Annotated in this window: 12 protein-coding genes; 3 read left to right on the top strand and 9 right to left on the bottom strand. The window is 60.0% G+C overall.

Going from position 1 to position 13424, the window contains the following annotated elements:
• Positions 1-155: 155 nt before the first annotated feature.
• Entirely contained in the window at positions 156-1322 is a 1167-nt protein-coding gene (locus tag ACI0FO_RS16980) for an ABC transporter substrate-binding protein (RefSeq protein ID WP_416028443.1), read from the top strand.
• Between the two features lie 26 nt (positions 1323-1348).
• Here ACI0FO_RS16980 and ACI0FO_RS16975 read toward each other — a convergent pair whose 3' ends face one another.
• The gene (locus ACI0FO_RS16975) at positions 1349-2788 is read right to left on the bottom strand and encodes a glutamate-cysteine ligase family protein (RefSeq protein ID WP_416028694.1); all 1440 of its coding nucleotides are present in this window, start codon (positions 2786-2788) and stop codon (positions 1349-1351) included.
• 626 nt (positions 2789-3414) lie between these two features.
• Between ACI0FO_RS16975 and ACI0FO_RS16970 the strand changes: the two genes are divergently transcribed.
• On the top strand, positions 3415-3882 hold the full coding sequence (locus ACI0FO_RS16970; protein ID WP_416028441.1) for a type III secretion system chaperone: 468 nt from the start codon (positions 3415-3417) through the stop codon (positions 3880-3882).
• 198 nt (positions 3883-4080) lie between these two features.
• On the opposite strand, the gene ACI0FO_RS16965 is transcribed toward ACI0FO_RS16970, so the two are convergent.
• From ACI0FO_RS16965 to sctW, 8 genes are read right to left on the bottom strand one after another with little or no spacing between them, the layout of a single operon-like run.
• The gene (locus ACI0FO_RS16965; protein ID WP_416028439.1) at positions 4081-4347 is read right to left on the bottom strand and encodes an EscF/YscF/HrpA family type III secretion system needle major subunit; all 267 of its coding nucleotides are present in this window, start codon (positions 4345-4347) and stop codon (positions 4081-4083) included.
• Between the two features lie 35 nt (positions 4348-4382).
• A complete protein-coding gene (locus tag ACI0FO_RS16960) occupies positions 4383-4643 on the bottom strand; it encodes a hypothetical protein (RefSeq protein ID WP_416028437.1) in 261 nt (86 codons plus the stop codon).
• A gap of 29 nt (positions 4644-4672) precedes the next feature.
• Positions 4673-6043, bottom strand: a complete 1371-nt coding sequence (gene sctD, locus ACI0FO_RS16955) for a type III secretion system inner membrane ring subunit SctD (protein ID WP_416028435.1) — start codon at positions 6041-6043, stop codon at positions 4673-4675.
• The gene (sctV, locus tag ACI0FO_RS16950; protein ID WP_416028692.1) at positions 6040-8154 is read right to left on the bottom strand and encodes a type III secretion system export apparatus subunit SctV; all 2115 of its coding nucleotides are present in this window, start codon (positions 8152-8154) and stop codon (positions 6040-6042) included. The genes sctD and sctV overlap by 4 nt, the downstream gene beginning before the upstream one ends.
• Positions 8126-8512 carry a tetratricopeptide repeat protein gene (locus ACI0FO_RS16945; protein WP_416028433.1) on the bottom strand — a complete coding sequence of 129 codons (387 nt, stop codon included), beginning with the start codon at positions 8510-8512 and terminating at the stop codon, positions 8126-8128. Before ACI0FO_RS16945 ends, sctV begins: the two co-directional genes overlap by 29 nt.
• A complete protein-coding gene (locus tag ACI0FO_RS16940; RefSeq protein ID WP_416028431.1) occupies positions 8509-8907 on the bottom strand; it encodes a hypothetical protein in 399 nt (132 codons plus the stop codon). Before ACI0FO_RS16940 ends, ACI0FO_RS16945 begins: the two co-directional genes overlap by 4 nt.
• 42 nt (positions 8908-8949) lie before the next feature.
• The gene (locus tag ACI0FO_RS16935) at positions 8950-9318 is read right to left on the bottom strand and encodes a hypothetical protein (protein WP_416028429.1); all 369 of its coding nucleotides are present in this window, start codon (positions 9316-9318) and stop codon (positions 8950-8952) included.
• Positions 9315-10430, bottom strand: coding sequence for a type III secretion system gatekeeper subunit SctW (sctW, locus tag ACI0FO_RS16930; protein ID WP_416028427.1), 1116 nt, complete (start codon positions 10428-10430; stop codon positions 9315-9317). The genes ACI0FO_RS16935 and sctW overlap by 4 nt, the downstream gene beginning before the upstream one ends.
• Positions 10431-10606: 176 nt before the next feature.
• On the opposite strand from sctW, the gene ACI0FO_RS16925 reads away from it, so the two are divergent.
• Complete coding sequence (locus ACI0FO_RS16925) at positions 10607-13414, top strand: inositol phosphate phosphatase SopB (RefSeq protein WP_416028425.1); 2808 nt, start codon at positions 10607-10609, stop codon at positions 13412-13414.
• Positions 13415-13424: the final 10 nt, after the last annotated feature.

The raw sequence follows: 13424 nt of genomic DNA, 5'->3' as shown, positions 1-13424 counted from the left end.
CCTAGCTGCACGGTCTTCACCATTGTTTTTTCTGGTAGTCAGTCGTTGGGGGTGAGTGACGGGGTGGCGATGATGGTTCCGTGGCGGGAACCTGTAAGGAACCGAGGCTCGGCCGCTGGTCACTCAGGTCATATCAACGCTTCTCAGAGCCCGCCATGAACGCCCGATTTCGCTCGCTGCTTTCGTTCTTTTTGTGCCTCCCCTCGTTGGCTTGGTCACAGACTCCACCCGCCGATCCGTCGCCACCCAAGACGGCGCTTTTTTCCACTCATCCCTCCGCCAAATCGGACGGGACTAAATGGCGTTTGGGCTATTACGAAAGCGGCGACTACGAAGACTATCCACGTATCCTGCGCGAAATCGTGGGCGGATTGGGAAAGCTGGGGTGGTTGGATTCATCGGAAATTCCCTCGGGTCTTAGTGGCAAGGAGACATGGGAATTTCTGGCGCGAAACGCTCGCAGCGAATCGCTGGAATTCGTGAGCGACGCGTATTGGAAGCCGGGAAACTTCGATGCCGCGCAGCGCCCCGCCGTCATGGAGCAAGTGAAGGCACGTCTGAGCCGCCGCGATGACATCGACCTCATCATCGCCATGGGAACGTGGGCAGGCCAGGACATGGCGGCGCTTGGCACGCCGGTGCCAACGGTGGTGGCGTCGACGAGCGACGCCGTGGGAGCCCGTATCGTCAGCAGCGCTGTCGATAGCGGCCAGGACAATCTGCATGCGCGCGTGCAGCCCGAACGCTACCAGCGGCAATTGCGGCTGTTTCATGAGACCGTGGGCTTCAAGACGCTTGGGGTCGTGTACGAAGACAGCCCGGCGGGACGGACATATGCCGCGGTTGATGCCGTGGCGCAGGTGGCCCAGGAAAAAGGCTTTTCCGTAAAGAAATGCGATACGGGATCAAGCGGCGCCGATGTCCGGGATGCGACACGCAGTGCGCTGCGCTGCTACGAAGAATTGAAGACAAAAGTCGACGCGATGTATGTGACGGTGCATCGCGGCCTGACTCCGCACGCGGTGGAGGAACTGGCGGCATCCTTACGTCATGCCAAAATTCCAAGCTTCGCCATGCTCGGCGCGCAGGAGGTTCGTGCAGGACTGTTAATGAGCCTGACCCAAGCCGACTATTCCTACGTTGGGCGTTTCCATGCCGAGACGATCGCCCGAATTTTCAACGGCGCGCGACCGCGGCAATTGACGCAGATATGGGTCGATCCCGCAAAAATCGCCCTGAACCTGGGGACGGCCCGCCAGATTGGTTTTGATCCCAGCCTGGATATGCTGCTGGCGGCCGACGAGATATACGAAACGCGTTGAGACGCGCCACGCCAAGTGGCGCCGGGCTAGAACGATAAGGTCAGCTGGCGGGTCAAGTCGCGAACCCTCGTGTCCGTTTGCGGCAAATCGCGCCACCGGCGCAGCATGCGGTCCGCGCCTGTGCTGCGCGTGTCGATGCAGTACGCGGCATAAGCAAGCCACCTTCGTTCATCTCGTTCCAATCCTTCAAGCGCTACGGCAAGCACGTCTTGCGCCAGCGCGTATACCGCATCGTGGTCAAGGGCTTCGCGCACGGCGACCGCTCGTAGCGCCCGCAGCCGCATCCATCCCCAATCCCGAACCAGGGTTTCCGCCTGCGCCAGATTCTGTAGCAGGCCAAGTTGCAAGGCGGAAGCAGCCAACGGAACACTCCGGGAAATGGCGGGACCAGCCTCTTCTTGCAAGTGCGCATCCGGAAAGACCGCGCCGGGCGCTCGACCTTCGATATAGCCGTCAACGCCCAACTTGTCGAATAGGGCTTCGATGCCGCCAGGCTGGGCCCACATATGATGCAGCTCATCAAGCGCGAGGGGGCTGCGCAGACGATACCGCCAGCGGGCGTCCAGAAAATGCGCGAATTGCGAATAGACGAAATGCGAGCCGTCGGGCCGCAGCATCTTCCGTTGGCCTGTTACGCCGTTATAAGCGACCCATTCGGGGGCTGCCAGGAAGCGTTCAAGGCTCGGGTCATCTTCCAGGTAAAGCGGAACCGCGGATTTGTAGCGCTGGTCGGACGCGGCCGGCAAAGCGCGGCTAGTGGTGTTGTTCCCGAACATCCAGCGGAAATAGGCGCCTAGATCTTCGAACGGGCGTTGCGGCAGCATTTGCAGGAAGTGGTCGCCCGCGAAACGGGAGTGGCGGAACATCCGGTCCCACATGGTCATTCGATTTTCTTTCAACCCGGTCTCGCGCCCGCCTTGCAGCGGGCTATTGGCAAATATAGCGATGGCCGCTGGCGATAATGCCAGCACGACATTCAACGCTCGGGCAGCCAAAGAAACGGGTATTGACGTGCAGGGGCTATTTTGCGCTTTCGCGTCGATTCCTGTGCGATGCAGCCAGCCGCGATGCCCGACAAGTTCGGTGTAGATCGGGCGCGGCACACAGACCAGGCGGTACCAGTCGGGGTCAAGCGAACAGGCGGGATGTTCGGAGGCATTGATCAACACGGCGTCTTCAGCGGCCAGTGCCGTCTGGACGTCTTCGATCTCTCGCCAGACGTTGGCAGCCAAGCGGTCAAGCCCGCCCAGTCCGCCTGTCACTGGGTGGAATGCGGTTTCGAGCAAATTGTAGCCATTGTCCAGCCCGCTATTGCCAAGACGTCCCAGAACCGCGTTGGGACGTTCACCGAGCTTCAGCAACTCGGCAGGCTCGCCACGTGAGCGTTTGACGCGAGCGAGCGTCTCGAAGTACCGCGTGACAGGATGGCTTGCGCCGCAATCCGCGCGCGCCACAACCATTTCCATTTCAAGCCCGAGCTTCAAGCCCACGCCAGCACTGGCGAGCGATGGCGGGGGCGCGTGCACGGCAGGGCGTGGCGCGTCGGCAAAGGTCAACGCAACGCTGGGGTGATCGATGACGTGCATAGCGGTGATCGCCTTGTAAGAGGGTCGAGCGAACTCAGTCGCCATACGCTGGCTTTGGTTCCCGTTAGCGGGCGGTCGGGACAGAGGGAACCGCGAAATGGCCCCTGTTACGAAGCAGGCAGCGCTCGACAGGAAAGAACCGGAAACTCCGCCGTCGAAAGGGTGCCTGGAGGCGGCAGGCTGGCTGTTGATGGGACAAGCTTCGAACGCAGGTCAGCATACGGTTTTCTCAACTGATTTCAACGAAACAAGGAGGAATCATGAATATCAGTGACATCAAGGCCTCATATCACCACGCCAGAATTTGCGGAAACAAGCATGGGGTTGATGTTGCTAAGAACATTGCCCGTCGGACAGTTCACCTGCGGCCCCCAAGCGTGCATCGATCGCAGAACAGGCGGCAGAAATTATGAAAAATCGCGGCCAGCTCAACACCGTCATCAAACAAGTCCGTGCCGACATGGCGCGTGGCGTCTAAGTTGATTTTCTATCAGGAGTGATCCTTCATGGATGTTCATACCCTTATCTCTCTTTTTGGCGAACGTTCCGGAGTTCCGCTGGCGCTAAGCGACGCGGGCACGTTGGCGTTGCAGTTTGCGGATGGCGTCGTGCTTAACCTTGAAAACGCGGAGCAGGACGGCGCTTTGCACTTGTACGTGGTCGTGGGTGAAGACCCGCATGAAGACGACGCGCGGTTACTGGCCTATAGCGCGATGCTGCAGGCCAACGTGTTTTGCCATGAGACGGCTGGCGGGACGTTGGGTCTGGATGATTCGACCGGTGACCTCATGCTGACACGGCGTATCGACTTGGCAGTCGCTGATGTGGAATATCTTTCTGAAGCCATCGAGATGTTGGTCGCGGCGGCTGGCCAATGGAAGACACGCCTTTCGGCCCCGATGGAAGCCGAAGACAGCGTGCCGATGCGCGCGATCGAACCGTCCGAGCAGTCTCAGTTCAGCTTGCGCGCCTAACTTCCAGGAAAAATCCGCCTTCTCAGAATCTTCAATCAAAACGAGGAGCCCGTTTGGATAGCGGCCGTAATCCGGGCGGGCTTTTTTTCTTGGCGTTGCAGGCTGCCGCGCAACATCTGGTGAGTGCTGCCTCACGCGATCAAACCGAGTCGTCCCGCAGCGTGCCGCCTGGGGCGGCGCGCTGCGGGAACCTGCGGACTAGCCGGACTTCTGGATGATCCCTTTCATGGAATCGGCCAACTGTTTAGCCATGGTGCTCTGAATCTCCGTCATCATGGTCCACTGTTGGACCTGTTGCTGCACCTGCAACAGCTGGGTTGGGTTGAGGTTCCCATCTCCCGTCGCACCCAACCCCGCCAAGGTCGTCTTGAGTTTGTCTTCCTGCGCTTTCATGCCTGTAAAGATGGTCTCGTTGATATAGTTAAAGCTCAACGAGCTACTGCCGTTCATGTCTAGTGTTGCCATTGTCATTCCTTGGATGTGTCTGAAAAACCTGCCGATCAGTGCAAAATTTTGGTCGCAGGCGGGTTGTCGGCGCCCGCCGCGGGGTAACGGGCGAGTACCGAAATGGCGCTGGCGGCCGCTTCCGCAGCAGCCTGGCACAGAAGAAGATCCGCGCGCGAAAGCCCGGTTGTCGCCAAGTGGCGATACACGAGCTCCAGGTCGGCCAGCTCTTGGATCAAAGCCGTTTTCAGGGTGACGCCTTGAGGTCCATTCAAACGCTCCTCAAGTTCGTTGGGGGATATCGGGTTTGTGGGCATGATGGCTTCCGGTACGGGGATTTGTTGCGTTAACGGCTGACCACCGCGTAGGTTGGTCCGTCGAAGGTCACCTTCCCGTTCTCGACCGAGACCAGGCGGTACTTCCGATACACGCCACCTGGAACCAGCTTTGTTCCGTCTTCTACGACAATGAACGGCTGCGCGCCGCCCATGACGCTACGGATCGTGAAGGGAACGGTTGTCGCGATCGCGCGGCGTGCGGGTTGTGCCGGGGCGGCGGGTAGCAATGTGGCCACCCGGAAATTCCCGGCGTTGAAGGTATCGATGACGAGTTGAAGCCGGCCGATTTCCTTGGGATCCTCAGGAGCGGAGATTTCCAGCTTTTCGCCGTTCCATTTCATCTGCACGTCTTCCAAGCCAGCCTGTTTCGCTGCATCCGCGAATTTCTGGCTGACGTCGTCGACCAATTCCACGTCCTGCATGTTCAACTTCAGGCCGGGCAGCGCGGTTCGAACGGCGTCGCTGGCTTGTGCTCGTTGCGCAGCGTCCGCGGAGATGCCTCGTATGTTCAGCACACCGTCGCCCAGGTAGCTGGCGTCGTAGCGCACCGGATACGCCTTGAGCACATTCAGCGCGGCAGCGACCAGTTCGGCTTCGTTGTTGACGCGCAGGGCAGGCATCGGCCAGACGGCGGACAGGGCGGTCGCCAGCTGCTCCTGTTCGGCGGCGGTGCGCAGCCAGCCGCTTATCACGATGGTTTGATCTGGACGTCGACCCACCGTCAACCTTGACGTCAGCCCCTGCTTTTCAAGAATCTCCATGATCGTAGGCAACGACTTTTCGATGGACGCGCGCATCGGGTCGGCGCCGGCAGGCACGCGCGGCGGAGGCTGAAGCAAGAAAATAACGCCGGCGACCGAAAGCAACAGCATCGCCACCGTGCCGCCGTACACGTATAGGGCTTCGCGGCTTTTGCGCTGAACTGGCGCAGCGGACGAGGCGACCAGCCCCGCGGCCGTTGATGTCGCGAGCCCAGAAGCCGCGAGGCCGTCGCGCTCGGTTTCCAGGTCCGGTCCCGCCGACGCCTCGCCCGGGGGAGATGTCTCCAGAAGAAGGTCGGCGTCAAGCGGGGACGCGGGTGTCGGCGTAGGCGCATCGATCCAGGGCGCATCGGTGTCGGCTAACGTCAGCCAAATCGAACCCAATTGAACCGGTTGATTCGGCTGCCGGGGCGTACCGGGCGACTCGCCGTCTTCAGGTACCAGCATCCAGGTGTCCGCACCGATATGCACGCGAGCCACCCGGGGGGGGATGCCCGGGTCGGCAAGCACGATGTCGCAGTCGGCGTCAGCGCCGATCAGCGTCCCCTGGGTCACGAGGGCGCTGGCATGGCGGTGCATGCCTGAAAGAACGCGGAGTTCCAATGCGGGAGCGCTCATAAGTCAACTCGCGCCAGCGGCTGGACATTGATTTCTTGCGTCAACTCTTGATAGCTAAGAACAGGAAGCTCGTAGAGATCCTGTTCGATCATCTTGCGCAGATAGCGTCTGATGTCCATCGATGTCAGCAGGACGGGCTTTTGCGCGGAGCTGCTCAAGTCGCCAACGGCATTTTTGATGTTGTCGAGGAGCGACTTGTTTGCTGCAGGATCCAACGCTAGATAACTACCCGCCGAGGTCTGGCGGATCGCGCCGCGCAGTGTTTCTTCGACGTTGGGTGCCAGCAAGTACGCCGGCAGGATGTTCTGGCCCGAGGAATGCTTGTAGCTGATGTGCCGTTTAAGCGCGATGCGCACATACTCCGTCAGCAGAACCGAGTCCTTTTCCTTCTGCCCCCATTCGATCAGCGCTTCCAGAACACCGCGCAGGTTGCGCACGGAAATGTCCTCGGACACCAGGCGCTGCAAGATTTCGGCGACCTTCTGTACCGGCATGATGCGGCTGGCTTCTTTGACAAGCTCCGGAAAGCGGTCTTCCATGGCGGTCAACAGGAATCGTGTCTCTTGAATGCCGATAAAATCGGAAGAGTATTTCTTGAGTACAAAAGCCAGGTGCCAAGCCAGGATTTGACTGCTGTCCAGGGTTGGAACCCCTGCTGCGTGCAATGTTTCGCCCAGTTCTTCCTTCACCCATAGCGTGGGCAGGTCCGGCAAGAACTTCTTCTCCACCTCGAAGGCTACCTGCAGCGCTTGAAGATGAGACTCCGTGTCGCGGGCCAACAAGAAGCCGGGCCGCAAACGCCCTTGCGCGACCGGAACCTCGGACAGCAGGATCGTGTAGCTGTCCTGTTCCAGGGCTTCGTTGAACCGAAGCTGGATGCCGGGAAACGGCACGCCCAGATCGAAATAGAGCGCCCGGCGGATCTTCATCAATTCCGCATTGAGCGTGGTGGCGTCGAACGCCCGTTGCAGATCGGCGGCGACATCCAGCATCAGCGGCACGGAGGGTGCAAATTCCGCGCTGCCATCTGTCTTGGGCTTTTCGGGTTTCCGACCATCCGCGGTCAGCGCCGAGATCTCCGTGATTTCACCGGTTTTCTCGTTGACGACCTTACGTGTCGATCGCAACAATACGAAGCCGACCGTGCCTACCGAAATGGCCAGGACCGCGAAGATCAGCGTCGGCATGCCGGGGATAAGACCCATTCCCATGGCGATCACGCCCGCGATGATCAGCGCGCGGGGTTGAGCCAACACTTGCGAGCCGATGTCCTTGCCGACGTTGGACGGCCCATCCCCCGTTTGCACGCGCGTAACGATTATGCCGGCGCAGATCGCAATGAACAGGGCGGGAATCTGTGCGATCAGGCCATCGCCGATAGTCAGGATGGAATACACCTGCACGGCATTGCCCGCCGTCATGCCGCGCTGCAGCGTGCCGATCAGGATGCCGCCCAGCAAATTCACGGCAACGATAATCAAACCGGCAATGGCGTCGCCTTTGACGAACTTCATCGCGCCGTCCATGGCGCCGTATAACTGGCTTTCTTTTTCTACCACTGAGCGGCGCTGGCGCGCCTGGTCCATGTCAATGGTGCCGGCGCGCAAGTCGGCATCGATGGACATTTGTTTGCCGGGCATGGCATCCAATGAGAAGCGGGCCGCCACTTCCGCGACGCGCTCCGCCCCTTTTGTGATCACCACGAACTGCACGATCGTGAGAATCAGGAATACCACCAGGCCGACGATGAGGTTGCCGCCCACCACGAAGTTGCCGAACGTTTCGATAATATGACCGGCGTCTCCCTGCAACAGGATGAGACGGGTCGTGGCGATGGAAATGCCGAGTCGGAACAGCGTGGTGACCAGCAGGACTGACGGAAACGATGAGAACGCCAACGGCGAGGGCAGATACATGGCCACCATCAGCAGTACGGCGGACAAAGTCATGTTGATGCCGATCAGGGCGTCGACAATCAGCGTCGGCAGTGGCAGGATCATCATGAAGATGATGGCCACGATGATCACGGCAAGAACGATGTCGTTGCGGCTTGTGAGTACCGCAATACCGCGGTTGAGGAACTTATACACCTGAGGCTCCCGGAACCGCATCCAGCGGGGCGGCCCGGCTGTCGGCCTTTCGCAGTCCGACATAAGCGCGCATTGCGGCGGCCGCCTCATCGTGGCGGTCGAGTTTCTGCAAGCATTCCGCGCGAACCAGATGAAAGACGGCGGTCGCTTGGCCGCTCATCGCCATGGCGTCAAGCGTCGATAAGGCCAGCTTGGGCTTGCCGCTACGAAGCTGGGAAAGCGCCAGCGTGCAACGGGCGCGGCCGTCCGTCATCGACATGGCCTGCATAGCGTCCAGCAAGGCGGCAGCTTTCTCAGGACGGTTGTTCTCCAGATATACGAACGCCAGCACAAGCATCATTTCACGCGTTTCGGGATTGAGCTTCGGCGAGGATTTCATCCTTGATATAACGCGCTTCGGTACATGGTCACCAGGTCCCGCAGCCCGGCCTCTTCGCGCAATGTCCGGGCAGCGCGTTGGAGTACGGTGGCATCCCTTGGGTTGGATTGCTTGGCCGTGTCCAGGAACGCGCAGGCGCGGTTCAATTCGGACGCGAATCTGGCCGGTGTCAGCATGTCGTTGTTCGACAGTACAGGGCGAAGCTGCGCCGTGACATAGTTGCTGAGGTTCGGGGTGGACAGCAGCGTTTCCAGATGATTTTTTACGGACTCTTCGGCAGGCGCTATCTCCCGCCGTTCCGGTAGCGACTGCTTTACGTTTTGCCGGCTCTGATAGCTGATGCCGCTCAGTCCCATGTCCAGGCTGAGCGAATTATTGAAGGAAAGGTCAGGCATGGGAAATTCCTAAAATGATCAGGGTTCGCAAGGAGAAAGGGATCAAAGGCTTTGAAGCCAATGCCGCAGGTCCGCGCAAGCGCGTTCTCCTCGCAAAGCGGAAAACTCCGCAGCGGGAATGCGGCTGAGCGCAAGCAACCAGTAGCGATGATTCATCTCGCGTAATGCCAGCTGGAAAGCGTCTTCGCGCAGGTGCGCGAGGTGGGCGCGCTTGCTGGCATCCAGATAGGCCATCAGGTCGTCGACGCCAAGGGGATGAGCGATGTACAGCAGGATGGCGTCTGGCTGGCACTGCATACCGAGGTATTGGCCATGACCCAGTTCAATGGCGCATTCGCTGTTTCGGTCCAGGACGACATCCGGCAGGCCGAGGTGGCGCGTGAACTCGTTCAGCAGCAGCTCCGTGTTCATGCCTCATCCTCTTGTGCAATAACGATGTCCAGCGCGGCCTGGTTGGCGTTCAGGACGGCATTGCGCGTTTCAGTGTTCGGGTAAACAGGAAGAGGCAGGCCCCGGAATATATTTCGCACGTCGTTGAGAAACGCGATCTTTGGGCTTAGAACGGTGATGGCCCGTTTGTCGGCCAGATTCTCGATGCTTCGCGCGTCTACCCATTGGCTGGCGCTGATCGACACCAAATCGTGCATCAGCTCGCTCTTCTTGAATGGCGGGCAACCGGCCTCGACCATTTTCCGCACGGTCGCGTTGCAACTTTCCAGGACCGTCGCGGCGACCTCCAACTGGTACAAGTCCGAAACCAGCGCCGTTAGACGCTCGGGATGCGTGGAGGGGTGCGTGGCGGCAAGATCGACGCCCAGCGCCTGAATGAGGTGACCGACTGCGCGTTCCAGGTCGTCTCCGCCAAAGCGCTCCATGGCCAGGGAGAGGGTCTTTGACAGCGTGGATTCTCCAAGGACGACATCCCGGTAGGTATCCACAAACCCCTGTACTGCCTGACCCGTCTGGGCAAATGCGCCCGCCGCCGGCAGGGCATTCAGCCCGGCCCGGATTTGCGGCCCGGACTCCAACTCCATATCGGCGATCGCATTACGCAGCCCATCCAGGACGTCCGATGACGCGCGTTCTTTCTCGGCCTGATTCAGCGCGAACTGAAGCGAGAGGTACTGCTGCGTCACGTCCTTGAAGCTCTGGCTGACGAGCTTTCGCGGCCCCTCCCGACCGCCAAGCAGATTGCGCGTCAACTCGACCAGGCGCGTCTGGATGTCAGGTTCATGGTAGTGATGCCGCGCGTCGATGATTTCGGCGTTTTGCATGATCCGCAGCGGCTTGTCAGCCCCGAATTTCCGCTCGCTATGGCGCTTCTCTTCCACCTTGTGCGCCATATGCAGGCTGAGTTCTTCCGCCGCGTCGGCCAGGCTGAATGCGCCGTCCATATCGGGCGCCGCGGCGGTGCCTAGCGCGCTCGGCCCAGTCTGGGGCTGGGGCATCCGGTACTGCGCAAGTGCCGATTGACCGGCGCCGAAGGGGTGTCGTGGCGTGGTAGGAGTGTTGTCGAGCTTCATGATCCTGAATCAGTCCTGAGGGCGAAGCGTGCACGATGCGACCGCGGCCAGAGCGGCCACGTAAGCCGTAGTAACGGGGGCCCTGCCGAAAGTTCCATCGCACCCCTGGAACCGGGTTGGCCTCGCCCGTTACCCACGCGTCATGAACAAGACGAATCGAAGGGTAGGAGTTAGCGATGAACTTAGGCATTGAACAGTTCCGGGCGGTTGGCGCAAGCGGGCTGAGCCTGGACCGAACCGTACTGATCGGCAAGGACGGGCAACTACAGCGGGGCTGTTCCCTGCTTGCTCAGCGCGTCATGGGCTGGGGCAACAAGCTGCTGAACTGCTTTGAGAAAGCCGGCCGGGTGCCGCCAGTTCCCGATCATGTCGCGGAGAAGTTGCGTGCGGCATTGACAACTGCTATGGGTGAGCGGCACGCGGACATGGCGCTATCGACGGCGAAAATCCACCAGGGAAAACCGCTTACGTCCCGTCAGGTGACGCACGTCCTGGATCTGGCGGATCAATATCGCCTGAATACCGTGCGCAAGAACGAAAGCGCATTGACGCTGCATCTGGCTGCCGAGGTGGATGGCACGGTGAAAGCCGCGTTGGCGGATGAGGTTCGCGGTCATCCGGACTACGGACGAGTCGAATTGAGCAATGACACGTTGGTGTCTCTGCGCGAGAAGGCATCGCAAAGGGCAACCGAAACACTGCGTCAGCGCGCGCATCTACAGTTTCCAGGCTTGACCGGCTATTTGCAGAAAAACGTCATCGGGACAAGTCAGGGGACGCCTTCCGCGAGTGACTCTCCAGACAAGGCCGTAACCCCCGGTCAGGCGATCACCGTTCCGTGGACGGAACTGCGGCGTAAGGCCCTTTCCCCAGCCGAAATCAAGGCGATAGGTTGCGATAAAGCGCTGACGCAGGAACGTGTTGCAGGTCTTTTCCGTCTTTTGGAATCTGGCTCCGAGCTATTGGCCAAGACGGCTTGGAATCAGGATGGCCTGAAGCAACTGCACACGGCGTTGCATGGCCATCGTCGTGAGCTTGAATCCTTGATCAATTCCATCTCGCAAGCGGCTATCGACGCAGGCGAGGACTCTAGCCCAGGCACGTTGACGGCCGCCACGGTGATGGATCTAGACACGCAAAAGCGTCTGGTCGAAGCAAAGATAGACACGGTGGAAATGATGGCAAGGAACGATCCGCTATCCAGGCACGCGCGATTGGCCAGCAACAAACAATGGGTGGCGGTCGGGCTGCGCGTCGTGGAGACCGCGCATCGGACCTTAGCCGAAGAAGTGCGCGGCGCAAGAGCGGAAAAAGAGGCAGGGATGGCGAAAAACCCGGCCAAGACAGATCAGCTGATCAAAGAGGGGTTGGCGACCCAAAGCGAGCTCGAAGCGCTGAAAAAGTCGTGGCTAGGCCGCTTGACGAACCTTGAGACCCGGGCGCGGAATATGGACTTGTTCACGGATCAAGTCAGGGCGCCCAGCGGGAAAGCCGACACTACCCACCCGATCGTGGCGGACAAGGCAAAAATCCTGGGTGACCTACGCAAGGAACTTCTTGCCGTTGGACTGAAAGAGGAGTTGGTTGAGAATTGCCTGTCAAAGAAGGTGCTTTCCGCAGTGCATAACGAGTTGCAGGCAGCGCTGGGGAATTGGACGCCGGAAAGCAAAAGCATGGTCTTCACGCGCGACGGCGTTTCTCGCCAGTACGTGAGTACCACCACTCCCGCCAGCGCGATCGATAAGCGCTTCGCGGCCAAGTATGCCGATGGGATGGTGGGCGCTGGCACGACGGACGGCCAAGGCGGCGTGCGCAATTTGAAGATCAGTGAGCTGGTGGACGGACAAGGCCAACGCGTGGCCCATATCGTGGGCCATGGCGTGCTGGATATGTGGGATATCACAGACCAGGCGGCGCGTCGAGACGCCAATGCCGCGGGCGCCCGCCAGGTGCTGGATGCCGCCGTGACCGGAAACGCCGGCTTAATGGCCCGACTGCGGCAAGCTGCCCAGACGACGGAAGGAGGGGATGAGCTAGCACCGCCGCCGCGCCTTACGCACGTCAGTGTGGGGCTGATCTCGCCAGATAGCATCCGCAGTTTGCCTCTGCTGCGTCGCCTCAATCCCAAGTTTGACGAGCTGACATTCACGCGTAATCAGTTCGCTGCGTTCGACGATGCCGCCAAAGCTGGCCAAGTGGGTATCGTGGATCCCGAACAGCCTGGGCAGGAGTTGAAAGTCCGGCTGGACATCAACGCCATCACGTTCTCTTTTGGCATTAATAAGATCGCCACTTCGCCGTTGTTGGGCCAGATCAGTGGGGTTTGGCGCAACGTGAATGAACACAATACCCGCAACATGATCAAGCTGATCGGCGATCTCGGCCCGGCAGGCAGTCGCGGCGCCGACTTGCGAGGCACGGCTCCGGGAGGCTTCATCGGACAGGTGATCGAAGCCGTTTCCGCGAAGCTGTCGACGCCAGACGGCACGCTGGATCTACCGCGCCAAGAGGCCCTGCGCGACATGGTCGGCCGGTTGCACCTGCAGACAGAGGTGGTGCGCAACATGTTCTTGGAACGTGAATTCGAGCGGGCCGATGGCGATTCCGCAAAGATGGGGCGGGAGATCGTCTTCTTGCAGACCTTGGCCGATCGGGCATTGCAGCAAGCGGGCGTCGACACGATGGCCGCCACCGTTTCGAAAGGGTGTAAGTCCGACAAGGACAGAGGCGGCGTCCTGGACGTAGAGGTGAAAACGAAAATGGTCTTGCAGGACTTGGGCAGCGACCTTCGCTATGACCGGCCAATGGATGACCAGGACCGCAGCATCTACAACCAGATGTCGGCTCAGTCCGGCCAATTGGAGAACCAGACACGTAACGCGGGCCTGCCGGGAAGTAAAGAGACTCCCCATATGAAGGACAGGATTGGCGACTTGCAGGTAATGCAGTACCTGGCCGGCTTGGGCGCCTTCGCTTCCGCTTGAATGGCTTGCA

It is taken from the genome of Achromobacter marplatensis (assembly GCF_049060505.1).
GTDB classification, from domain to species: domain Bacteria; phylum Pseudomonadota; class Gammaproteobacteria; order Burkholderiales; family Burkholderiaceae_B; genus Achromobacter; species Achromobacter marplatensis_A.
Note: the sequence above shows the minus strand (reverse complement) of the source record. Positions and strands in the feature narration are given on the sequence as shown.